Annotated in this window: 18 protein-coding genes; 10 read left to right on the top strand and 8 right to left on the bottom strand. The window is 74.4% G+C overall.

Translation table 11 applies throughout. From position 1 onward, the window contains the following. Positions 1–6 precede the first annotated feature (6 nt). The 3 genes from AW27_RS04270 (at position 7) to AW27_RS04260 (ending at position 2600) form a co-directional block, all read left to right on the top strand. On the top strand, positions 7–1302 hold the full coding sequence (locus AW27_RS04270) for an MFS transporter (RefSeq protein WP_037916269.1): 1296 nt from the start codon (positions 7–9) through the stop codon (positions 1300–1302). 63 nt (positions 1303–1365) lie between these two features. After that, positions 1366–2178, top strand: coding sequence for a dimethylargininase (gene ddaH / locus AW27_RS04265; protein ID WP_037916272.1), 813 nt, complete (start codon positions 1366–1368; stop codon positions 2176–2178). A 203-nt stretch (positions 2179–2381) separates the two neighbouring features. Next, positions 2382–2600: a hypothetical protein gene (locus tag AW27_RS04260; RefSeq protein WP_037916275.1), complete on the top strand. Its 219-nt coding sequence runs from the start codon at positions 2382–2384 to the stop codon at positions 2598–2600. A gap of 37 nt (positions 2601–2637) precedes the next feature. Here the strand turns inward: AW27_RS04260 and AW27_RS04255 are convergent, their stop codons facing one another. After that, complete coding sequence (locus AW27_RS04255; protein ID WP_236647458.1) at positions 2638–5832, bottom strand: AfsR/SARP family transcriptional regulator; 3195 nt, start codon at positions 5830–5832, stop codon at positions 2638–2640. 251 nt (positions 5833–6083) lie between these two features. Between AW27_RS04255 and AW27_RS04250 the strand changes: the two genes are divergently transcribed. Together AW27_RS04250 and AW27_RS04245 are read left to right on the top strand one after the other, a co-directional pair. After that, on the top strand, positions 6084–7127 hold the full coding sequence (locus tag AW27_RS04250) for a hypothetical protein (protein WP_037916278.1): 1044 nt from the start codon (positions 6084–6086) through the stop codon (positions 7125–7127). Between the two features lie 228 nt (positions 7128–7355). Further along, a complete protein-coding gene (locus AW27_RS04245) occupies positions 7356–8639 on the top strand; it encodes a phosphatase PAP2 family protein (protein WP_037916280.1) in 1284 nt (427 codons plus the stop codon). An 82-nt stretch (positions 8640–8721) separates the two neighbouring features. On the opposite strand, the gene AW27_RS04240 is transcribed toward AW27_RS04245, so the two are convergent. Beyond that, positions 8722–10254: an amino acid permease gene (locus AW27_RS04240; protein WP_037916282.1), complete on the bottom strand. Its 1533-nt coding sequence runs from the start codon at positions 10252–10254 to the stop codon at positions 8722–8724. 109 nt (positions 10255–10363) lie between these two features. After that, positions 10364–11344 carry a hypothetical protein gene (locus tag AW27_RS04235; RefSeq protein ID WP_037916285.1) on the bottom strand — a complete coding sequence of 327 codons (981 nt, stop codon included), beginning with the start codon at positions 11342–11344 and terminating at the stop codon, positions 10364–10366. A gap of 290 nt (positions 11345–11634) precedes the next feature. Here AW27_RS04235 and AW27_RS04230 point away from each other — a divergent pair, with 290 nt between their 5' ends. From AW27_RS04230 to AW27_RS04220, 3 genes are read left to right on the top strand one after another with little or no spacing between them, the layout of a single operon-like run. After that, positions 11635–13071, top strand: a complete 1437-nt coding sequence (locus AW27_RS04230; RefSeq protein WP_037916288.1) for an FGGY family carbohydrate kinase — start codon at positions 11635–11637, stop codon at positions 13069–13071. After that, complete coding sequence (locus AW27_RS04225; RefSeq protein WP_037916291.1) at positions 13068–14468, top strand: FAD-dependent oxidoreductase; 1401 nt, start codon at positions 13068–13070, stop codon at positions 14466–14468. Before AW27_RS04230 ends, AW27_RS04225 begins: the two co-directional genes overlap by 4 nt. Further along, entirely contained in the window at positions 14465–15694 is a 1230-nt protein-coding gene (locus AW27_RS04220; RefSeq protein ID WP_106967507.1) for an FAD-dependent oxidoreductase, read from the top strand. The genes AW27_RS04225 and AW27_RS04220 overlap by 4 nt, the downstream gene beginning before the upstream one ends. Before the next feature lie 80 nt (positions 15695–15774). On the opposite strand, the gene AW27_RS04215 is transcribed toward AW27_RS04220, so the two are convergent. Beyond that, complete coding sequence (locus AW27_RS04215) at positions 15775–15948, bottom strand: CsbD family protein (protein WP_078555841.1); 174 nt, start codon at positions 15946–15948, stop codon at positions 15775–15777. A gap of 195 nt (positions 15949–16143) precedes the next feature. Between AW27_RS04215 and AW27_RS04210 the strand changes: the two genes are divergently transcribed. Both AW27_RS04210 and AW27_RS04205 read left to right on the top strand, forming a co-directional pair. Further along, positions 16144–16632, top strand: coding sequence for a flavin reductase family protein (locus tag AW27_RS04210; RefSeq protein ID WP_370466669.1), 489 nt, complete (start codon positions 16144–16146; stop codon positions 16630–16632). Between the two features lie 263 nt (positions 16633–16895). Beyond that, on the top strand, positions 16896–19064 hold the full coding sequence (locus AW27_RS04205) for a tetratricopeptide repeat protein (RefSeq protein ID WP_052030049.1): 2169 nt from the start codon (positions 16896–16898) through the stop codon (positions 19062–19064). A 33-nt stretch (positions 19065–19097) separates the two neighbouring features. On the opposite strand, the gene AW27_RS04200 is transcribed toward AW27_RS04205, so the two are convergent. The 4 genes from AW27_RS04200 to AW27_RS04185 form a co-directional block, all read right to left on the bottom strand. Beyond that, a complete protein-coding gene (locus AW27_RS04200) occupies positions 19098–20402 on the bottom strand; it encodes an MFS transporter (protein WP_037916296.1) in 1305 nt (434 codons plus the stop codon). Further along, positions 20399–21523: a PLP-dependent cysteine synthase family protein gene (locus AW27_RS04195; RefSeq protein ID WP_052030050.1), complete on the bottom strand. Its 1125-nt coding sequence runs from the start codon at positions 21521–21523 to the stop codon at positions 20399–20401. The genes AW27_RS04200 and AW27_RS04195 overlap by 4 nt, the downstream gene beginning before the upstream one ends. A 128-nt stretch (positions 21524–21651) precedes the next feature. After that, positions 21652–22080, bottom strand: a complete 429-nt coding sequence (locus AW27_RS04190) for a hypothetical protein (RefSeq protein ID WP_037916299.1) — start codon at positions 22078–22080, stop codon at positions 21652–21654. A gap of 308 nt (positions 22081–22388) precedes the next feature. Further along, positions 22389–22778 (bottom strand): hypothetical protein, encoded by a 390-nt coding sequence (locus tag AW27_RS04185; RefSeq protein WP_037916302.1) that lies wholly within the window; start codon positions 22776–22778, stop codon positions 22389–22391. Positions 22779–22886 lie beyond the last annotated feature (108 nt).

The following is a 22886-nucleotide window of genomic DNA, read 5'->3' as shown; positions in this document are numbered from 1 at the left end:
CCCGCCATGACCACCGCCTCCGTGAAACCGCCGTCTCCCCCCGAGGGGGACGCGCCGCGGAAGAGCCGCTGGGGCCTCTGGGCGCAGAGCAATTTCCGCAAGCTCTGGATCGGTGAGACGACCAGCGGCCTCGGCACCGCCGTCGGCAACGTCGCGCTCGCCCTGGTGGCCGTCGTCACGCTGGAGGCCTCGCCGTTCATGGTCGGCCTGCTGACCGCCTCCGCCTGGCTGCCGTGGCTCTTCCTTGGACTGCTGGCCGGCGCCTGGGTGGACCGCTGGCCCCGATTGAAGGTCATGCTGGTATGCGACCTGCTGCTGTTCGTGCTGTTCGGCAGCGTGCCGGTGGCGGGCTGGCTGGGCATGCTGACCATGGCCCAGCTGGTGGTGGTGGCAACCCTGGCCGGCGCGGTCAAGGTCTTCCTGTCCACCGCGAACAGCGCCGTGCTGCCGCTGTTGGTCGCCAAGCCCGACCTGCTGGAGGCCAACGTCAAGCTGCGCTCCGGGGACGCGGCGGCGGAAATCGCCGGCCCCGGCCTGGCCGGCCTGATCTCCCAGGCGTTCGGCGCCGTCACCGGACTGCTCGCCGACGCGCTCACCTACTTGGTGGCGGCGGTCTGCGTGGGCTCCATCACGGCGGAGGAGAAGCCCCCGCCGGTCTCCGAACGGCGGGGCATCCTCCGCGAGATCAAAGAGGGCGTCCGCTTCCTGGCGCACGACCCCTACCTGCGCAGCCTGGCGAGCTTCGCGGCGGTCGGCAACCTCGGCCTCAACGGCATCCAGGCCGTGCAGACCGTCTTCCTGGTCCGGAGCGTGGGCGTGACGCCCGGCGGCGTGGGCGCCGTCTTCGCCGTGGTTTCCGTCGGCGGCCTGGCCGGTGCTGCGCTCGCCGGACGGATCGCCCGCCGCTTCGGGACGGCCCGGGGTCTGCTGCTCTGCGAGCTGGTCGGAGCGCCGTTCATCCTCCTGCTGCCGATGGCGGGGGAGCAGTTGCCACTGGCCGTGAGCGCCCTGGCCTGGTCGGTCGCGGTGTGCGGGGTGATCGCCGGAAACGTCATCGCCGGCAGCTTCTACCAGGCCTACTGCCCGCCCGCGATGATCGGCCGGATCCGGGCCAGCGCCTCCACCGTCAACTTCAGCGCCATCCCGGTGGGCGCCCTGCTCGGGGGCTGGCTGGGCGAGCTGCTCGGCGCCCGCACCACCCTCTGGATCATGGCTGGCGTGCTGCTCTCGGCCGGCCTGGTCCTACTGGCCGGCCCGCTCCGTGGCCTGCGCAGCTTCCCCGAGCGTCCCGAGCGGGCCTGACCGGCACCGCTCCCGCCCGCACCTCCCTGCCCCGCACCCCGCGCGTACCCTTCCGGAGCCCCCATGACCCGCACAGCCCGCCCGCGCCGCTTCCTGATGTGCCGTCCGACCCACTTCGAGGTCAGCTACGCGATCAATCCGTGGATGGACCCGACCAAGCCCGTCGACACCGGCCTGGCCGTCGCCCAGTGGGAGCGGCTGTACGGGCTGTACGTCGAACTCGGCCACCGCGTCGATCTGATCGCCCCGCTGCCCGGCCTTCCGGACATGGTCTACGCGGCCAACGGCGCCACCGTCGTCGACGGCCGCGTCCTCGGGGCCCGCTTCCGCAACGCCGAGCGGGCCGCCGAGGGCCCCGCGTACCTGGAGTGGTTCCGGGCGAACGGATTCGCCACCCACGACCCGGTGCACGTCAACGAGGGGGAGGGCGACCTGCTGCTGACCGGAGGCCACCTGCTCGCCGGGCGCGGCTTCCGCAGCGACAGCGCGGGGCATGCGGAGGCGCAGGAGTTCCTCGGCCGCCCGGTGGTCGGCCTGGACCTCGTCGACCCGCGCTTCTACCACCTCGACACCGCGCTCGCGGTGCTCGACGACGACGAAGTCGTCTACTACCCGGGCGCGTTCTCGGCGGGCAGCCGGGAGGTGATGCGCCGGCTCTTCCCGGACGCGGTGCTCGTGGAGGAGGCGGACGCGGCGGTGTTCGGCCTCAACCTGATCAGCGACGGCCTCAACGTGGTGCTGCCGGCGGCCGCGACCGGCGTCGCGGCCCGGCTGCGCGAGCGGGGCTTCCGGCCGATCGGGGTGGACCTCTCCGAGCTGTTCAAGGGCGGCGGCAGCGTGAAGTGCTGCACCCTGCAGATCCGCGCGGCGGCCTGACCGGGGGCCTGACCGGGGCCCGACCGGCCGCCGTGCGACGCTCCGCCCGGCGCACCGGTCAACGAAGCCGATCGACGCACGGTGCTCCTGCGTCGATCGGCTGTTGAACGCGCCTTGCCATGCTCGTCCCATCAGCCCGGAACACGCCGGGAAGAACCGGAAACCACCTTCCCACCAGGGAAGACGTCCCCCAGGGAGCAGTCATGGCGAACCGCGCGAACAACCACGTTGCCACCCGGGTCTGCCTGGCCGTCGCGGGCCTCGGCCTCGGCACCCTGATCGCCCTGGGCGCGTCCGGCGCGGCGATGGCCGACGACACCAGCGGCAGCGGGCAGGGCGGCGGCACCGTCAGCACCCAGCAGGCCCCGGCGCCCTCCCCCTCCCCGTCCGACGACAAGGACTGGAACAGCACCGGCTCCTGACCCCGGCCACCGGCGGCCCCGCCCGACCGGGGGCCTCCTAGGCCTCCAGCCCACAGGGTTCGGCCAGGGCCGGCGCCGACTCCTCCAGCAGGCAGGCCACCTCGGCCGCCTCCGGAAGACCCAGCCGGCAGAAGATCTCGTACGCCTGCCGCAACCGCCGCCCGGCCTCCGCCCCGCGCCCCAGGTCCGCCAGCGAGCGGCCCAGCACCACCAGCGCCTGGGCCTGGTCCCGCTCCGCCCCCAGCTCCTCGCAGAGCAGCAGCGCCCGCCCGGCGTGGTCGAGTGCCTCGTCGGCCCGGCCGAGCGAGCGCAGACTGTCCGCCAGCCGGTAGCGCGCGTGCGCGGCCCGGTCCCGCAGCCCCGCTCCCGTCGCCACCGCCAGGCACTCCCGGAACCAGGTCACCGCCTCCTCGTGCCGCCCGAGCCCGTGCAGCGCCAGACCCAGCACGTACAGGGTGTACGCACGCCCCGGATCGTCCTGCCGGGTCCGCAGCTCGGCGAGCACCTCGTGACAGATCTCCACTGCCTCGTCCGCCCGCCCGCTGCGCACCCGCGCCAGCGCGGCGTTCACGGTCGTCACCAGGGCGCCGGAGCGGTGGCCGAGTTCGTTGGCCAGCAGCAGCGCCTCGTCGTAGTGGTCGACCGCCTCGTCGTAGCGGCTGAGGAACTGGCAGATCAGTCCGAGGTCGTTGAGCGCCTGGCGGAGGATCACGGTGTCGCCGGCGGTCCGTGCCGCGTCCACCGCCCGGCGCGCGGCCGCCTCGGCGGCGTCCAGCCGGGTCGCCGCCAGGGCGACGTTCCCGCGCAGGAAGTGCGCACGTCCGGCGGCCCGTACGTCGCCGTGCCGCGTCGCCGCCTCGGCCAGCGCGTCGGCGGTGGCGGCGAGTTGCCGACTTGGTGGGGTGAGCACGAACGGGGTGAGCGCGATCAGCAGGTCGATCGCGGCGCGCAGCGCCGACGTGCGGAAGCCGTCCGGGGCCGTGCCCGCCGTGCCCGCCGTGCCGTCCGCCGGTCCCGCGTCGGCTGCGACCTGGGCCGCCAGCGCCACCGCACCTGCACGCTCCGCCGCCGTCCACTCCCGGGCCGCGTCCCACCCGCTCAGCGGCACCCCCGGCGACCGGGCCGGTCCCAGCGCGCCCGCCGCCGGATCACCGGGAACCGCGTGCTGGAAAGCGGTGCAGGCCGTGGCCAGCAGGTGGTCCAACAACCGGTCGCGGGCCGCAACCGCCTCCCCGCAGTCCATCGCACCGCCCGCCGCGGCAGGGGGGTCCGCCTCCGGAACCGGGCGCCGCCGGGCGAAGGCGCGCAGCAGGTCGTGGTAGCGGTAGCGCCCGGGGAACGGCGACTCCACCATCGCCACGTCCACCAGAGCCTCCAGCAGGTCCTCGGCGTCGTACTCGTCGAGATCGAGGAGAGCGGCGGCGGCCGGCAGCCCGATGTCCGGCCCGTCGACGGACGCGACCAGCCGGAACGCCCGGGCCTGCGCGGCGGTGAGCTGCCGGTAGCCCAGTTCGAAGGCGGCGGCCACCGCGAGGTCGCCGATCCGCAGCTCGTCGATCCGCCGCCGTTCCACCTGGAGTCGGCGGCTGAGCGTCTCCACCGTCCACCCGGGGCGGGCCGCGAGCCGCGCGGCCACGATCCGGACCGCCAGCGGCAGGTGTCCGCAGGCCACCACCAACTCCAGCGCCGCGTCGCGTTCGGCGGCGAGCCGGTCCGCCCCGATGGTGCGGCCGAGCAGGTCCAGGGCCTCGGACGGGTGGAACACGTCCAGGTCGACGTGGACGGTGGCGGGCAGCCCGGCCGGCCGGGTCCGCCCGGTGGTGAGGACCGCGCAGCCGACCGCGCCCGGCAGGAGCGGGCGGATCTGCGCGGTGTCCTTGGCATTGTCGAGCACCACCAGCAGCCGCCGCCCGTCCACGACGGACCGGAACAGCGCCGACCGGGCGTCCAGCCCGTCGGGCACCGCGTCGCCGGGCACCCCGAGTGCCACGAGGAAGCCGCTGAGCACCGCTTCGGGGTCGGCGGGCACCGGATCGGAGCCGCGCAGGTCGACGTAGAGCTGGCCGTCCGGATAGGACGCACGGACGCGGTGCGCCACGTGCAGGGCCAGCGCCGTCTTGCCGACGCCGCCCATCCCGACGACGGTGGCGATCACCAGTGCCTGTGCCGAGGGCGTGCCGAGTGCCTCGTCCAGCACCCGGACCGGCGCGGTGCGCCCGGTGAAGTCGGCGGCGTCCGGCGGGAGCTGGGCCGGTCTCGGAGGGGCGGGCGCCGGTCTGGGCGCAGCCTCCTGGGCCTTCTTCTCCTCGTGCCGGTCCGGTGCGGCCGCCCGGGGACCGGACCCGTGCCCGGTGCCGTCTTCGGCGCCGGCCCTCTCCCGGGCCGGCTCCGGCGGTCGCCCGAGCTGTTCCCCGGGGGCCGCCGCGACCGGATCCGGGGCGGCCAGCGACGGATCGCCCTCCAGGATCCTGCGGTGCAGGTGCTCCAGCTCCGAGCCCGGTGCGACGCCCAGTTCCGCGAGGAAGAGCTGCCGCACCCCGCGGTACACCGCCAGCGCGTCGGCCTGCCGTCCGGCCTGGTACAGCGCCCGCATCAGCAGCTCGTACGCCCGCTCGTGCAGCGGGTGCTCCGTGGTCAGGGCGGTCAGCTCGGGGATGCAGCGTGCATAGCGGCCGAGCGTCAGGTCCAGCCCGATGCGTTCCTCCAGCAACGTCAGCCGCAGTTCCTCCAGCCGCTGCCGGTGCCGTTCCGCGAACGGGCCCGGTACGCCGGCCAACGGCTCGCCCTGCCAGAGTTCCAGCGCCCGGTTGAGCAGGTCCCGGGCGCGCAGTGGATCGGCCCGCGCGGTGCGCTCCGCCTCGGCGGCCAGCGACTCCGCCTCCGCGGCGTCGACCGCGAGCTTCGGCAGCACCAGCCGGTAGCCGTCCCCCATCGACACCAGCACGCTCGACGCGGGCCGGTCGTTCCCGGCCGTGTCCCCCGCGCCGTCACCGGCCCCGGCGTCCAGCACCTTGCGCCACCGCCACGCGTAGGTGCGCACGGTGGTCATCGCCGCGCCCGGCGGTTCCTCGCCCCACAGCGCCGAGATGAGCTCGGTGGCGCTGGCCGAGTGCCCAGGCCGCAACAGGAGGACGGCCAGCATCGCCTGCTGCTGCGGACTGCCTGTCTTGAGTGCGGTACCGCCCCGGTGAGCCCGCATCAGACCGAGTAATGAGAAACGCAGATCGCCCAAGTCCTGCCCCCAGCCCCAGAACACGGTGCCCGCCCCCGCTCGGCGCCCATGTCTCGATTTGTGTCACCTTTTAACCACAGCGTCGCCCACGGTGTCGAGAGTCCGTTGAGCCTGTGGTGATCAGGCGTTGAACCTTGCGATACAGAATCGCACCGTGCCGCGGGCACGCCGGAGACCGTCCGGGCACCGCGCCCGCCCCCCTAGGCCGCCGGTGGCGCCGGGCCCGACCCTACATTCGGAGGCGGACGTCCGTGAACACCCCATTGCTGTACAGATTGCTCGGCGCCGATCCCGAGGCCGGGCCGGCGGAACTGCTGCACCGTGCCCGGGCCGGCCGTCACCTTCCCCACCTGGTGCTCTCCGCCCTGGACCGCGAGGGGGTCCGGATGGGCGGGCCGGCCCGTGCAGAGCTGGGCCGGGCCCGCGACCGGGCCGACCACTACGTCCGGCTGGCCGAGGGCCTCGCCTGCTCCACGGGGGTGCGCGCCATCCGGGGCCTCCCGCTCGCCGGGTACTACCCGGCCGGTCTCCTGCGCCCGCTGGACACCCTCGACCTGGTCGCCCCCGACGAGGCCGCGCTCTGGCAGGCGGTCGTCCGCCTGGTCACCGACCACCCGGTGGAGCACATCGGCGTCTCCCTGCTCGGCGAGCGCCCCCACCACACCGCCGTCACGGTCCACTGGCCGGCCGAGGACCCCCTCGTCGATCCCTGGTACCGGGTGCACCTGTCCACCGCCGCGCTGCCGGGCGACGGCGACGCGGTGCCCGTCCGGCCGTACCTGGTCGCCGACGCGCACGTGGAGTGCCTCATCGCCCTGGCCGAGTCCCGCCTCGGCGGGCCCGCGCTGCCGCCCGACCCCCTCACGCTCTTCGACGTCGCGGTCCTTGCCGACCGGCCGTTCGAGGCGGCCGAGACCGCCGCCGTCCTTGCCGCCTACCGCCTGGCGCCCGAGGCCGCGGACCTCCTCGACCGCGCCGCCGAGCACCTACCGCTGGGCCCGCTCGCCACGGTCCGTGCCGCGCTCGTCCCCGAGCTGGCCGCCGAGCACCGGCGCCGCAGCGAGGACCCCGCCGGCTCCCGACCGGCCCGGACCCGGCACGGCGCGCTGCTCCGGCGCACCGTCATCCGGCACTCCTGGGCCGAGGCCCGACTCCTCACCCCCAGCCCCGGCACCTCCCTCCTGCTCACCCCCGTCGCGGACTACCTGCTCACGCCGGCCGCCGGAGCCGTGGCCGAGCCGGCCACCCGCAGCGCCGCCCTGGATGCCCTCCACTCCTGGGACACGCTCTGCTGAGGGTGGGGAATTCTGTATTCCGCATGGTGCGCGCCCGCACCCTCCGGGATTCCCCGCTGTGGCCTTCCTTACTATTCCGAACAGATCCACCCGTTCCGCTAGCATGTTCGAGCGAACAATGATCAGGTTGACATGTGAACATCGGCTGAAAAATTGATATCTGCGGAAAAGCAAACGATTTCGCGAAAAGGCGGAGCCGAGTCCGCCGCACGGCGGCGGCCACATGTCGTGCTGTGGGGCGCGGTGGGTGCGGTGGCCCTCGCATTCCTCGTCGCACTGGAGATCGCCGCACGCCACTACGGCGTGCGGGGGCCGATCGCCGACCAGGCGCGGGAGGTGCTGTTCGCCCCGAAGTCGGGGACGGTGCTCTACGCAGGCATGGCCCTGATGCTGGTGGTGCTCACCTGGCGGCAGCGGTGCATCGCGATCGGGGCCGCGGTCGGCATCGACCTCGCCTTCTGGCTCGTGCGCCGGGCGGTCGACGCCGAGATGATGTACGGCAACGGCGCCCTCCTGGTCACCCTGGCCTGTGCCGTCATCGCGCTCACGCGACGCACCGGCCGTGAACGGACGCTGCTGCTGCAGGGCGTCGGCCTGGCCCTGCTGCTGGTCACCGGCCGCAAGACGGGCTACACCTGGCTGCTGATCACCTCGAAGACCCGTCCGAGCGTGCTCGACCCGTACGTGGCGACCGCCGACCAGGCACTGGGCAACCCGTCCTGGGTGGCGGGCCGGATCGTCGAGGCCACCGGCGTCGTCGGCTTCCGCGTCCTCGAATTCGTCTACATCCAGTTGGCGGTGATGGCGGTCGTCGTCGCGCTCTACCAGCTGCGCAACGTGGCGGTCGAGCGCCGCTTCCCGCGCCACCACCTGGTGCGCACCTTCCTCGCCATCGGGCTGCTCGGACCGGGAATCTACATGGTCTTCCCGGTGGTCGGGCCGATCTTCGCGTACGGTGCCGACGGCGGCCCGTGGGCGCTGGCGGAACTCTGGCCCAACACTCCGCCGCCGATCACCGTCCCGCAGCCGATTCCGTTCGACGAGTTCACCCCGCGCAACTGCATGCCCAGCCTGCACACGGCCTGGGCCACGGCGATCTTCATCCACTCCCGCAAGGCCCCGCGGGCGCTCCGCTGGGCGGGAACGTTCTGGCTGATCGCGACGCTCGGCGCAACGCTGGGATTCGGCTACCACTACGGCGCGGACATCGTCGCCGGTGTCGTGTTCACCCTCACGATCGATGCCGGGCTGCGCACCCTCGACCACGGCCGGGACCGCAGGGGCGTCCGGCTGGTGGCCCACGGCGCCGCGGTCTTCGCCGGGCTCCTGCTGTCCTACCGCTTCCTGTCGACGGAGATGGCGGCGCACCCGTGGGTCGCCGGCCCGCTGGTCGTCCTGGCCATGGTCTCGGTGATCTACGCCTACGTCCGCACCACCGGGCGATGGGACCGTCCGGCCGCGGAGGTGCACATGCCGCAGCAGCGCCGCGAATCGCAGCCCGAACTGGTCTGAGAACGCCGAGCCGCGCCCCGCTCCTGCGGGGCGCGGCTCGGCCGTGCGTACGGCGGTGCGGCCGTCGTGCCGCACCGCCGGGTCAGACGATGCCCTCGGCGATCTCGGCCTGCTCGCGGGCATTGCCGTAGGCCGACGGGGTCCCGTACGAGCGTCGCGCGGCGTACCACCAGGCGCTGGCCAGGGCCAGGACCACGGCCAGGGCGATCGCGGCGTAGTTCATCGAGTCGATGGTCACCGGCGACTGCTGCGGCAGGCAGAACAGCACGGTGACGACGGCCACCCACACGACGGCGGTCCAGCCGATCGGCTTGCTCCAGCGGCCCAGGTTCCACGGGCCGGGCTGGAACCGGTTCCCGGCGCGCAGCCTCAGGTAGACCGGGATGGCGTAGGCCGGGGTGATGCCGATGACGTTGATGGCGGTCACGGCCCCGTAGGCGGTGGCCGAGTACAGCGACGGGAGCGCCAGCACCGCCGCCACGGCGACGGAGAGCCATACGGCCGGGACGGGCGTCTGCGTACGGCTGCTCACCTTGCGCCACAGCGCGGAACCGGGGAGCGCGTTGTCGCGGCTGAAGGCGAAGACCATCCGGCTCGCGGCGGCGACCTCGGCGTTGCCGCAGAAGAGCTGCGCGACGATGACCACGAGGAGCAGGGCGGTGGCCCCGCCCGAACCCAGCGCGTCGATGAAGATCTGGGCCGGGGGGACACCGGTGGCGGTGTTCTGGACGGCCGCGTAGTCCTGGATGGCGAAGGTCAGGCCCGCGAGGAGCGCGAAGCCGGCGATCCAGGAGACCCAGATGGCCCGGACGATGCCCCGGGCGGCGGAGACGGAGGCGTTGGAGGTCTCCTCCGACAGGTGCGCGGAGGCGTCGTACCCGGAGAAGGTGTACTGGGCGAGCAGCAGGCCGATGGCCGCCACGTAGAAGGGGTTGGCCCAGCCGGTGTCGTTGACGAACTCGGTGAAGACGAACGAGGGCGACTGGTGCTGGTCGGGTATGAAGGCCAGGGCGCCCACGATCAGGGCCACGCCGCCGAGGTGCCACCAGACGCTGACCGAGTTGAGCACGCTGACGAGGCGGACTCCGAAGAGGTTGAGTGCGGCGTGCAGCAGCAGGATGCACAGGAAGATCACGAACGTCAGGCCGGGGGTGGGCTCGACGCCGTACTGGAGGTTGAGGAACGCGCCGGTGAACAGGGCGGCGCCGTAGTCGATGCCGGCGATGGCACCGAGCAGGCCGAGCAGGTTCAGCCAGCCCGTGTACCAGCCCCAACGGCGCCCGCCGAGTCGGTCGGCCATGTAGTAGAGCGCTCCCGAGGTGGGATAGGCGCTGGTCACCTCGGCCAGGGCGAGGCCCACGCAGAGCACGAACAGGCCGACGCCGGCCCAACCCCACAGCATCACGGCCGGACCGCCGGTGCCCAGGCCGAATCCGTAGAGGGTCATGCAGCCGGAGAGGACGGAGATGACCGAGAAGCTGATGGCGAAGTTGCCGAAGCCGCCCATCCGGCGGGCGAGGACCGGCTGGTAGCCGAGCTCTCTGAGCCGTTCCTCCTCGTCCCGCCGGGGCGGGGCCTTGTGGTCCTGGCGGACGGTCGGCGTGGTGCGGGACATGGGGGAAGTACCTCCGGGGGTCGTGAGCGGCGGGGACGTGGAGCGGGGGATGCGCGGTGGGACAGCGTGAACCGGTGGGGAGGCCACGGGGCGCGGGGCCCGCGCGCGGTCAGTCCAGGGCCGCCAGGCTGCGGGCCCGGGCCCGCACGAAGACCTCCATGGCCAGCTCCTGGTCGGCCGGGTCGCGGGTCCGGTGGGCCCACGGCAGGGTGGTCCAGTAGCGGCCGATCGCATCGAAGACCCGCGCGGCGTCACCGAACCGGTGGGCTCCCCACAGCGCGTGGGCGAGGTGGTTCAGGTCGAGCGGCGAGGCGCTGCGCAGGTCGCTGCAGCGGAACCAGGTGTCCAGGGCGTGACCGGCGGCGCGGACGGCCTCCTCGGCGACCCAGTGCAGGTCGAGTGCCTTCTCCTGGCCGCGTTCGCGGCGGTACCGCTCGACGCTGAGGTAGAGCGGCAGGAGGTGGACGGCGGATCCGGGCGGGGCCGAACCGGACGCCCAGTGGACGAAGTTGGCGGCCTCGGTCAGCGGTCCTGGCGTACCCGCGCACACGAACTGCAGCATCCGGTGGTACGCCTCGCGGTTGTACGGATCGCGCTTGTCGATCTGGGCGAGGATGCCCCAGGGGCCGCGGGGCAGCATCAGGGCCGGCGGCGGCTGCCGGTGCTCGTCCATCGAGCGGTGCTCGTCGAGGAGGGCCAGCGCCAACAAGCACACCCAGGGCACGGGGTCGGCGGGGCTGAGCTCAGCGGCGTCGCGGCAGGCGGCCCACGCCTCCTGCCATAACTCGCGCGTGCGGGGGTGGCGCGCCCGGTGGGCGCGGACGGCACGTTCCACGGAGACCCGGGTGTGCATGACGCAGGCGGCGACGCTCCGCGGCTCCTCGGACCGCCACGCCTGGACCACGTCGGATCCGGCCGCGACGGCGGCGAGCACCTGGGTGCGCTGGGTCCACAGCCCCCAGCCGTCCGTCCGGTCCAGTAAGTGGGCCATCGCCACCCAGCGGCCGGTGCGCAGGTCCTGCACGGCGGCCCGCAGGTCGTTGTCGTGGCCGGCGGGGTGGTACACGGGCCGGAAGTCGCCGCCCGCCATCACCTCGCCCCGGTCGGCAGGTAGTCGGGTCGGGCGCGTCTTGCGGTGGTGGTGGTCATCGGTCCTCGCATCGCATGGCCTTCGCGCCTGGTGATCGGCGATCACTATAGAGTGACTGTGAGCGTTCGAGTCATGAAACTTTTTCGAATGCAAGTATCAAGCCACATACAAGATGTGAATTTGCGTCAGAGCCAACACCGTGCGCGCAAACCGATCTTGACGGGGTGGCGTGCGCTGGTGAAGGCTGCCCGGAGACGATCGTGCATGCCGACGCCAGGGACGGAGTGGTGATGACGGGCCCGGTGCTCGCTGTGGACCAGGGCACCTCGGGAACCAAGGCCCTCGTCGTCTGCCCCGCACGCGGGGTCATCGGCTCCGCCGCCACCCCCGTCCGGCCCCGTTATCTGCCGGGCGGCCGCGTAGAAGTCGACCCCCGCGAGCTGCTGGATTCGGTCGTCGACGCGGGGCGCGCCGCCCTGGCCCAGGCCGGTGAACCGGTCGCTGCGGTGGGCCTGGCCAACCAGGGGGAGACCGTCCTCGCCTGGGACCCGGTCAGCGGTGAGCCGCTGACCGAGGCGATCGTCTGGCAGGACCGCCGGGCCGGCCAGCTCTGTGCCGAACTGGCGTCGCACGCAGAGGCGTTGCAAGAGCTCACGGGACTGCCGCTCGACCCGTATTTCGCCGCGCCCAAGATGGCCTGGATACGTCGTCACCTCACCCGGGAAGGCGTCGTGACGACCAGCGACGCGTGGCTGGTGCACCGGCTCACGGGTGCCTTCGTCACCGACGCGGCGACCGCCGGCCGCACCCAACTGCTCGACCTCGACACCGCCGACTGGTCGCCCGCGGCACTCGACGCCTTCGGCCTCGCCGGCGAACCGCTGCCCGCGGTCGTCGGCGCGGACACCCGCGTCGGCACCACCACCGCCTTCGGGCCCCCGCTGCCACTGACGGGCCTGCTCGTCGACCAGCAGGCCGCACTCCTCGCCCAGCGCGTCACCGAGCCGGGAACCGCCAAGTGCACCTACGGGACCGGGGCGTTCCTCCTCGCACAGAGCGGACCGCGACCCCGCCGCAGCAGCACCGGACTCGTCGGCTGCGTCGCCTGGCAGCTCGGCGGCGAGACCAGTTACTGCCTGGACGGTCAGGTCTACACGGCCGCGTCCGCCGTCCGCTGGCTCACTGACCTCGGCGTGATCTCCGGCGCCCGGGACCTCGACACCGTGGGCGCGACCGCCCCCGACGCCGGCGGCGTCACCTTCGTCCCGGCCCTCGCCGGCCTCGCCGCCCCGTGGTGGCGGGGCGACCTGCGCGGCTCGGTCACCGGGCTCGGCCTCGACACGACAGCCGGGCACCTGGTGCGCGCGCTGTGCGACGGCATAGCGGCCCAGGTCGCCGAGCTCGCCGACGCCGTCGCCGCCGATCTCGGCGCGCCACTGGCCGCACTGCGCGTCGACGGCGGCCTCACCCGGTCCGCCCTGCTCATGCAGGCACAGGCCGACCTGCTGCAGATCCCCGTCGAGGTGTCCGCCCTCCCGGACGCCACCGCCCTCGGCGTCGGCGCCGTCGCCCGGCTCGGCCTCGACCCCTCCCTCACCGTGCACGAGGCCGTACCGCAGTGGAAGCCGTCCGCCGTCTACGAACCGAAGGCCGGCGCCGGGCAGGCCGCCGAGCGCCGCGGACGGTTCCGGACGGCGGTGTCCGCCCTGCTCGACGGCCCGGCGTGACGGTCACCCGGCGCGGCCCGCTGCCCGGCGGCGACCCGTACGACGTGACGGTCGTCGGCGCCGGCGTCGTGGGCTCGGCCATCGCCCGCGAACTGGCCCGCCTCCCGCTGCGGATCGCCCTGATCGACGCCAGCGACGACGTCGGCAACGGCACCTCCAAGGCCAACACCGCCATCCTGCACACCGGTTTCGACGCGGTGCCCGGTTCCCTGGAGGCCCGGCTCGTCCGGGACGGGCAGCGGCTGCTCGCCGCGTACGCCGCCGACAGCGGTATCCCGGCGGAACCGGTCGGAGCCCTGCTCGTGGCCTGGAACGAAGAGCAGCTCGCGGCCCTGCCGGGCCTCGCCGACAAGGCCGTGCGCAACGGCTACCACGCGGCCCGCATCCTCCCGCCCGCCGACGTGCGGGCCCGTGAACCGGAGCTCGGACCCGGCGCACTCGGCGCCCTCCACGTCCCGGACGAGTCCCTGATCTGCCCCTGGACCACCACCCTCGCGTACGCCACCCAGGCCGTGCGCGGCGGGGTCGAGCTGCACCTCAACTGTCCCGTACGCGACATCGCTCCGGGCCGGCCGCACATCCTCGCCACCGGCCGCGGCCCGCTGCGCACCCGGCACCTGGTCAACGCGGCGGGCCTGTACGCCGACGAGATCGACCGGCTCCTCGGCCACGCGGACTTCACGGTGACGCCCCGCCGCGGACAGCTGATCGTCTTCGACGAACTCGCGCGCGGCCTCGTACGCCACATCCTGCTGCCCGTGCCCGACGCCCGCGGCAAGGGAGTGCTGGTCACGCCGACCGTGTACGGGAACGTGATGCTCGGGCCGACCGCCGAGGACCTGGACGACAAGACGGCCACCGGCTCGACCGCCGAAGGGCTCGCGCTGCTGCGGGAGAAGGGACGGCGGATCCTGCCGGCCCTCCTCGACGAAGAGGTCACCGCCGTGTACGCCGGGCTGCGCGCCGCCACAGGGCAGGAGGACTATGCGATCCGCGCGCATCCCGCCCAGCGCTGCGTCACCGTGGGCGGGATCCGGTCCACGGGCCTGACCGCCTCGATGGCGATCGCCGCCCACGTGGTGGAGCTGCTCGCCGAGGGCGGCCTGCCCCTGACCGGCGCCCGCGAGCCGGAACCGGTGCGGATGCCGAACCTCGGCGAGGCGTTCGCCCGTCCGTACCGCGACGCGGCGATGATCGCGGCGGATCCGGAGTACGGCCGGATCGTCTGCCACTGCGAGCGCGTCACCCGCGGGGAGATCCGCGACGCGCTCGCAGCGACCGTACCGCCCGCCTCGCCGGACGGTCTGCGGCGGCGCACCCGCGCCGGCGCCGGCCGCTGCCAGGGCTTCCACTGCGGCGCCGCCGTCCGCGCCCTGTTCGAGGAGTCGCGCCGGTGAACCGTGCGGAACGGACGGCCCGTACGGATGTGCGGGCCGACGTGCTGGTCGTCGGCGCCGGCCCGGCCGGACTGGCCCTCGCCGCCCGGCTGGCGCGGGCGGGCGCTGGACGGGTCGAGGTCCTGGAACGCGAGCCGGAGCCGGGCGGGATGCCGCGCCACCTGCACCACGGCGGCTTCGGCCGGCCGCCGCTGCCGGGGCTGCGGGGCCCGCAGTACGCACGCCGGGCGGTGCGGGCTGCGCTCGCCGCGGGGGCCGCGCTCCGCACGGGCGTGACCGCCACCGGCTGGGCCGGCCCGCTCACCCTGGAGACCACCGGCCCGTCCGGCCTGGAACGGATCACGGCCCGCGCCGTCGTACTCGCCACCGGCGCCCGGGAACGCCCGCGCAGCGCCCGGCTGGTACCCGGCTCACGCCCGCAAGGGGTGCTGACCGGAGGGGAGTTGTTCCAGGCGGTCCACACGTACGGACTGCCCGTCGGCCGGCGGGCCGTGGTCGTGGGCGCCGAGCCCGCGGCCCGCCACGCGGCGGCCACGCTCCGGCAGGCGGGCACGGAGGTGCTGGCGATGACCACCGAGCATCCGCGCGCCGCCGCCGTACCGGGGATCCCGCTGCTCACGGCGACCACGGTCGGCGAACTGCGCGGCCGGGACCGGCTGACCGGCGTCCTGGTCCGTCACCGGGACGGCCGTACGGGCCTCCTCGCCTGCGACACGGTGGTCTTCACCGGCGACTGGATCCCCGACCACGAACTGGCCCGCCGCGGCGGCGTCCCCCTGGACCCCGGCACGCGGGGCCCCGGCGTGGACGCCTCCTTCCGCACGGCCGCACCGGGTGTCTTCGCGGTCGGCAACGCCCTGCACGGCATCGAGAGCGCGACCACCGCCGCGGCGGAAGGGGCCGCCGCGGCCGCCCCCGTACTCGCCCACCTGGCGGGCGCCTCCTGGCCGGGGCCCGGCCTGCCGCTGCAGGTCCGTGCCCCGCTCGTGTGGGTGACACCGAACCGCATCACGGCCGGCACCGGGGCCGCCGTCCGGCGGCCGCTGCTGCTGCGTCCCGCGCATTCCGCCGCCGTACCCGCGCTGACGGTCACCCAGGACGGACGGTTGCTGTGGCGGCGCCGCTCGCTGCTCGCGGCGTCCCCGTCCCGCTCCCTGCGCCTCGCGCCCGACTGGACGGGACGGGTGGATCGCGGGGGCGGCCCGGTCGTGCTGACCCTGACCTGAGTGCCCGTACCGGTCCGGGCGGGCAGGGCTGATCACGTCGAATGGCGGCGCCGCGATCGCGGCGCCGCCATTCGACGTCGTCAGCCCTTGAAGGTGTCCTTGATCTTCTCCTTGGCCTGCCGGGCGTTGCCCTTGGTCTTCTCGGCGCGGCCCTCGGCGGTCAAGCGTTCGTTGCCGACCGCGCGGCCCGCGGTCTCCTTGAGCTTGCCCTTGGCCTGTTCGGCCTTGGCCCGGCTCTTCTCCTTGTCGGACACGAATGATCACTCCCTGGAGCTCGGGGTACGGATGCGTCGTACATCGCGTCGTACACCCCGCTTCTGACCGCGATCCCCGGTGGCAAACACGGCCCGCCCGATTCCACGGGGACCGAAGTGACCGCCCGGACCCGCGGTGGGACGATGGGGTGGCCGGGGGTGGGGCCGGGAGAGGGCGAGAGGGTGAGTGCCACCGTGGCGGAGCTGGACGCGTTCACCGACGTACTCGACTACCCCGTGTACGTGGTGACGGCGGCGGCCGGGGAGCGGCGCGCCGGGTGTCTGGTGGGCTTCGCCTCCCAGTGCTCCATCGATCCGCCCCGGTTCATGGTGTGGCTCTCCAAGGCCAACCACACCTACACGGTCGCCCGGACGGCCTCCCACCTCGCGGTGCATGCCCTGAGGGAGGACCAGAAACGCACCGCCGAGCTCTTCGGCGGCCGGACCGGTGACGACACCGACAAGTTCGCGCACCTCGCGTGGCGGCGGTCGGCACACACCCCCGCGCCGATCCTGGCGGACGCCGCCGCCTGGTTCGTCGGCCGGATCGAAGGGCGCACCGACGGCGGGGACCACACCGGATTCCTGCTCGCTCCGGTCGAGGCGGGGCCGCCCGGCCCGGAACGGCCGCCGCTGCTGCTCCTCAGCGACGTCGCGGACCTCGCACCCGGCCACCCGGCCTGACGGCCCGGCCCGCACCGGCCGCGCAGGGCCCGGATCCGTGTCGATCCCGTACGGGCGTCCGAGCCGCACGTGCCCGGCTCCCCCCGGACCCGAACGGGGTCCCGTCGCCGTGCCCGCCGGGGAGAAGCGCCCCGGACCGCCCGCACGCGTTCCGCCCGACCGCCGACTTCCGGACAGGTGTGGCGGTCACCTCGTCGCCCCTGGTTCCCCATTCGCCCGCGCGGGTGAAAATGGGGGTCGGCCACGGACGTGTGGGGGGCGGCATGCCGGTGTTGCTCGTACGGGAGAACGGCCGCGTGCGCGGCTGGCCGGCCTACGTGGGCGCGGTCGGCCTGGGCGCGGCGGCCCTGGCCCTGGCCTCGCTGTGGACCAGCGGGGCATGGGCCACGGGCATCGGCGCCGCCGTCACCACGTTCTCCGGGCTGGCCGCCGAACGCCTGCAGCCCCGGCGCCGCGCGGCGCCGGGCGGGAACGCCGCCGCGAGCGGAGCGGACGTGCTGCTGCGCACCGCGGCGGGCCGCATCCCCACCCTGCGCCGGCTGGACCGACCCGAGCCGGCCGGCGCCCACCACGCGGACGGGCATCCCGCCGACGGGAGCCGCACCCCGGCCGCGGCCCCGGCGTACATCCGCCGGGACGTGGAGCCGCAGTTGCGCGAGGCGCTCGGCCGGGGCGGATTCGTCCTGCTGGTGGGGGAGTCCACCGCGGGCAAGTCCCGGCTGGCGTACGAGACGGCCCGTGCGCTCTTCCCCCGCCACGCCTTCGTCCGCCCCCTGGGCAGGGGCGCGCTCCCGGAGGCGCTGCGTGTGGCGGGCCAGCGGCGCCGGGCCGTGCTCTGGCTCGACGACCTGGAGGAGTTCCTCGGCGCGGGAGGACTCACGGCCACCATGCTGGCCGCCCTGCCGGTGCCGGGACGCCGGGTGGTGCTGGCGACCATGCGCACCCAGGAGTTCCGCCGCTTCGACGCCCGCGAGGAGAGCCGGCTGACGGGCTCCGACCGCGACGCCTGGCGCACCCAGCGGGACGTCCTCCGACAGGCGGAAGTGGTGCGGCTGGCCCGGCACTGGTCGCCCGAGGAGCGGCGGCGGGCCGCCGCGCACGGACAGGACCCGCGGATCAGGGCGGCGCTGCGGGCGGGTGAACGCTTCGGCATCGCGGAAGTCCTGGCTGCTGGACCGGAGTTACTGGCTGCCTGGCACAACGCCTGGGCGCCCGGCACCAATCCGCGCGGTGCGGCTGTGGTAGCGGCTGCCGTCGACTGCCGGCGCGCCGGGCTGCGCACCCCGGTGAGCCGGGACCGGCTGCGCGAACTGCACCGGCCCTACCTGGTGGCGCGCGGAGGCGGTGATCTCCAGCCGGAACCCTTCGACGAGGCGATGAACTGGGCCTGCACGGCCGTCTACGCCACCAGCGGGCTGCTCATCGGCAACTACTCCCAGGGATACACGGCCTTCGACTACCTCCTCAACGCGCCCGGCCTGCCACCGGTGCCGGAACACCTGTGGCAGACCCTCGTCACCAGGGTCACGCCGGCCGAGTCCTACGACATCGGCCTGCTGGCCCACCAGGAGGGGAGGCCGCGCCGGGCCGCCGAAGCGCTGTCCCGGGCCCGCCTGGGCGCCGTCCCCGGAGCCGACTTCCTGCTCGCCATCACGGTCGGGGACGCGGGACGCCCCCGCCGGGCCGCGGCCGACCTCGCCGGGATCACCCGGCGGCGCGAGGACCGGCTGGGCCCGGACCATCCGGACACCCTGGCCGCCCGCCACCAGCTGGCCTTCTTCACCGGTGAGGCCGGCAACCCGCACGCCGCGGCCGGCCGGTTCGCCGCCCTGGCCGCCCACGCCGGGGCCGTCCTCGGCGCGGACCATCCGGACACCCTGGCCGCCCGCCACGAACTGGCCTACTTCACGGGCGAGTCGGGCGCCCCGGCCGAGGCGGCCCGGCAGCTGACCCGGCTGCTCGCCGACCGGCTCCGGGTGCAGGGCCCGGACGAGCCCCAGGTACTCGCCACCCGGCGCAGCCTGATCTGGTACCGGGCCGGCGAACCGGCCCGCACCGAAGCGGAGCTGGCCGAGCTGCTGACCGACGCGGAACGCTGCCTCGGCCCGGACGACCCGCACACCCTCGCCGTCCGCAGCAGCCGTGCCGCCTTCACGGCACGGGCCGGCCGGGCCGCCGAGGCCGCGGCCGCCTGGGAGTCGCTCGTGGCCGACCGCACCCGGGTCATGGGCCCCGATCACCCGCACACGATCTACGCCCGCCTGGAATGGGCCCGGGCCCTGGCCGCAACGGGCCGGCCCGAGCAGGCCCGCACGCTGCTCACCCGGACCCTCGGCGACGCCCGGACCCTGCTGGAGCCGGGCCACCGCCATCTGCGCCTGGCCCGGGAGCTGCTGGCCGGTCTCCCGCCGGCGGGGCGGCAGCAGGCGTAGCCCGCGGACCGCCCGCGCCGGGGGAGGGGCGACTCAGGCGGCGGCCGGCTCCGTGCGCTCCGCGAGGCCGGTGGCTGCGAGGCGCCCGCTGCGGTGCAGCCAACGGACCACGGCGGCGCACAGGGCGCCCAGAGCGGCCAGGGACAGCCACGGCAGCGCCGGCGCACCCGAGGACCGGGCCGCGTCGAGGGCCGCACCGGTGAGCAGGTTGCCCACGGTGATGCCGATGCCGCAGACCGTGTTGTAGAGCCCGTAGTGGGTCGCGACAAAACGGTCCCCGGAGAGCCGGACGATGGTGTCCATCTCGAACGGGTAGGCGATCATCGTGCCGAGGGCGAGCAGCAGGGCCGCCGCCACCGGCGGCCCGGCGGCGAGCAGCCACCGTCCCGCACCCCCGTCGGGCACCGGCACGGCCGCCGCCAGGAGCAGCGGCAAGAACGCGCCGCCCATCACCAGCAGGCCCCGTGTCAGCGCCCGGCCGGGCTCCGTGTGCGCCCTGAACCAGGCGGTCACCCGCGTCTGGAACAGGACGGTGCTCAGCCCCGACACGGCGAACAGCCCGGCCGTCACGGCCCCCGAGAACGCCCCGTCGCCGCCGACCCGCCGGACCTCCAGCGGCAGTGCCAGGTACACCTGGAAGGTCAGCACGTACGAGCCGGTCATCGCGGCCGCGAACAGCAGGAACGGCCGGTTGGCGAGGATCTGCCGCCATTGGGCCCGTACGCTTTCCGGTGCGCCGCCGGGCCCCGTGCCCGCCCGGTCCGCCCCGCGTGCGGGCAGGCCGCGGATCTGCACGAGGCTCAGTACGGCGAAGATCCCGGCCGCCGTCAGGCAGGTGATGCGGAAACCGGCCCCGGTCAGCACCATTCCCACCAGCGGCCCGAGCAGGATGCCGGCCTGATAGAAGACGTTGAACAGGGCGAACGCCTCCACCCGGCGGTCGGCCGCGTCCGCGGCCAGGTAGGCCCGGGACGCGGGGTTGAACAGGGCCCCCGCCAGGCCGGTGGCCGCCGAGGCCGCCAGCAGGGCGGGCACGGAGTCGACGACTCCGAGGGCGGCGAAGCCGACGACGCGCAGCAGCAGACCGGCGACGATCATGGGTTTGTAGCCGAGCCGGTCGGCCAGGGTGCCGCCGATCAGGAACATCCCCTGCTGGCTGAAGTTGCGTACGCCGAGGACCAGGCCGACGAGCCAGCCGGCCAGCCCCAGCGAGCCGGACAGGTGCGCGGCCAGGTACGGCATCAGCATGTAGAAGCCGAGGTTGATGGTGAACTGGTTCACCATCAACAGCCGGACGGAGCGGTCGTAGGAGCGGAGCTGCGTGAGGAACCCCTTCACCGGCCGGACCCCTCCGCCCGCTCAGGTGACCGGGGGGCCCGCTCCTCGGCGGTCAGCGGATCGACCACGGCGGCGCACCGCGTCCACCGGGTGACCTCCTTCTCGTCGACGCGTCCCACGACCTCCGGTTCGGCGGCCGGCGGGCCGTCGAGGAGCCCGTGGGCGGCGCAGTAGTCGTCGTCGTAGACGGTGCCGAGGTAGCGCTGGGGTCCGTCGGGGAAGACCGCGGCGATACGGGTGTCCGCCGGCCGGGTCCGGGCCAGCCAGCCGGCGACCAGGGCCACCGCACCGACGCTCCAGCCGCCCGTGGCGTAGTGCGAGCCGGCGAGCTGCCGGCAGGCCCACACCGCTTCGGACGGGGCCACCCAGTGCACCTCGCCGAAGTCGCCGTAGGCGACGTTGCGGGGGTAGATGCTCGATCCCAGCCCGCGCATCAGGCGGGGCCGCGCGGGCTGGCCGAAGATGGTCGAGCCGATCGTGTCCACGCCGACCAGTTCCAGTTGCGGGTAGAGCTGGCGCAGCACGCGGGAGACGCCCGCGGAGTGCCCGCCGGTGCCCACGCTGCACACGAGGACGTCGATGTGCCCCAGTGCGGTGGCGAGTTCGAGGGCGAGCGGTGTGTAGGCGGCAGTGTTGTCGGGGTTGTTGTACTGATCGGGACACCAGGATCCGGGATGCCGGGCCATCAGCTGCCGTACCCGTTCGCGTCGGGCCTCCTGCCACCCGCCGGCGGGGTGCGGCTCGGCCACGACGTTGACCTGGGCTCCGTAGGCGGTCAGCAGTTTGGTCATGGACGGCTCCAGACCCGGGTCGGTGACCAGGGTGACCGGATGTCCGTGGACCATACCGGCCAGGGCGAGCCCCAGGCCGAGGGTGCCGCTGGTGGACTCGATGATCCGGGCGCCGGGCAGCAGGTCGCCGCGGGCGCGGGCGCGTTCGACCATGTGCAGGCCCGGCCGGTCCTTGATGCCACCGGGATTGAAGCCCTCCAGCTTGGCCCAGAAGCCGTGGCCCTCGGGGGCGAAGGGTTCGGACACGCGCAGGAGAGGGGTGTTGCCGACGAGCCCGGACAGGGCGGCGCCGCGGGCGGGCGGGGTGGTCTGCGTGGACGGAGAGGACATCTTCCTCGGCTCTCGTTCGTAGACGGCTGTTTCCGTGCACATCTCGTCCGTCTCCGTCGCGCCGCGGTGTCGGCCCGCGGGTGACGGAGTCGGACGGCGGCCTTGGGTCAAGGCCGCACGAACGGCTGCTAGATCCGCCAGCAGCAGATCCGGTTCCTGGTTCTGCGTCCCGTGAGCGCGGTGCCGGGAGACGGAGAGGCGCCGCGCCGCGCCGGGTCGGGCGGCGCGGTGGCGAGCAGCGCGAGGAGTACCGCGAACAGCACCGGGAAGGCGGCCGGGCGCTGTACCGCGACGTCGGGTACGCCGCGGGGCGCGAGGTGGAGGACGCAGGGGTCGTCGGGGTGGGGCACTCCCGGGGAGTCGTCGGCGGCGCTCTCGTGGTGGTGGACCGGGGCGGACGGCGCCGAGGCCTGCCGCTGGGACGGCGTGCCCTCGTGGACGAGGCAGCCGACCAGCGCGGCGGTGAAGGCGGACAGCGCGAGCAGCGCGGACAGCACGAGCAGCGGCCGTACGAGGGCACCCGTGCGGCGGGCGGAGGGGGAAGGACGAAAGGACACGGCTCCTCCGGGAGGTGCGTCGGACCGTGGGCGGGGACGGGGGAGCCCGGTACGGGCAGGCGGGTGGTGCCGTGGGGTCATGCGGAGTGTTCCGCCGATGCCCGGGGCAGCGGTTGGCGCGCCCCCTGAACACCCGGGAAGGGTGAACGCCCTGGGCCGCGTGGCCCAGCCGGCCCGTGGCGGCGTGGAGACGGTCGAGGAAGGGTTGCGCATGTGGCGCCGTCCGCTCTCCTACCGGGCGTACTCCGATGATCCCGACAACGCGCGAGGGTGCGTGCAGGCGCCGCGCGGGACGTTCGCGACACGGCCTAGAGGCGCAGCACTCCGTGCGCGGGCGGGAGCGGGGCGCCACAGGTCCGCGGGGTCGTCTGCGGCGGCGCGGAAGCGTCTGCCCGCCGGGCGCGCGTGGCCGGGCCGGCGCTCGCCTGCGGGTGGCCCGCGGGAGCCGTACCGCGCTCGGAGCGGCCGGGCATGCACTGCTCGGCCGGATGCGCGGCGGTGTCCGCGCCGAACACGAGGGCCTGCGAGGGCACGGCGGAGGCGGAGACCGAACGGCCGTGGTGCAGGTCGCCGCTCCCCGCGCCGATCCCGTGCGCGTCGAGCAGCCCGAGCAGGAGCAGGGCCGACCACAGGAGCAGCAGCGGACTCCGGATTCCCCGGGTCCGCGGCGCGCCGGAGGACGACCGAGCCGTGATCATGCCGTGATCCTAGCCACCCGTGCGTGGTCGGCGGCAAGCGTGTCCGCGTGAATGGCTCGAAAGGGGCGGGGGCTCCGGCGGCGCAGGGGCAGCCCAACGCGGCACACG

The sequence above is a fragment of the Streptomyces sp. PCS3-D2 genome (assembly GCF_000612545.2).
In the GTDB taxonomy this organism is placed as follows: domain Bacteria; phylum Actinomycetota; class Actinomycetes; order Streptomycetales; family Streptomycetaceae; genus Streptomyces.
This window is presented reverse-complemented; position numbering and strand designations above follow the sequence as displayed.

Coding starts and splice junctions, on each gene's coding strand:
- AW27_RS04270 (WP_037916269.1), top strand. CDS start 7: ATGACCACCGCCTCCGTGAAACCGCCGTCTCCCCCCGAGGGGGACGCG.
- AW27_RS04240 (WP_037916282.1), bottom strand. CDS start 10,254: ATGTCCCGCACCACGCCGACCGTCCGCCAGGACCACAAGGCCCCGCCC.
- AW27_RS04185 (WP_037916302.1), bottom strand. CDS start 22,778: ATGATCACGGCTCGGTCGTCCTCCGGCGCGCCGCGGACCCGGGGAATC.
- ddaH (WP_037916272.1), top strand. CDS start 1,366: ATGACCCGCACAGCCCGCCCGCGCCGCTTCCTGATGTGCCGTCCGACC.
- AW27_RS04260 (WP_037916275.1), top strand. CDS start 2,382: ATGGCGAACCGCGCGAACAACCACGTTGCCACCCGGGTCTGCCTGGCC.
- AW27_RS04235 (WP_037916285.1), bottom strand. CDS start 11,344: ATGGCGGGCGGCGACTTCCGGCCCGTGTACCACCCCGCCGGCCACGAC.
- AW27_RS04205 (WP_052030049.1), top strand. CDS start 16,896: ATGCCGGTGTTGCTCGTACGGGAGAACGGCCGCGTGCGCGGCTGGCCG.
- AW27_RS04230 (WP_037916288.1), top strand. CDS start 11,635: ATGACGGGCCCGGTGCTCGCTGTGGACCAGGGCACCTCGGGAACCAAG.
- AW27_RS04195 (WP_052030050.1), bottom strand. CDS start 21,523: ATGTCCTCTCCGTCCACGCAGACCACCCCGCCCGCCCGCGGCGCCGCC.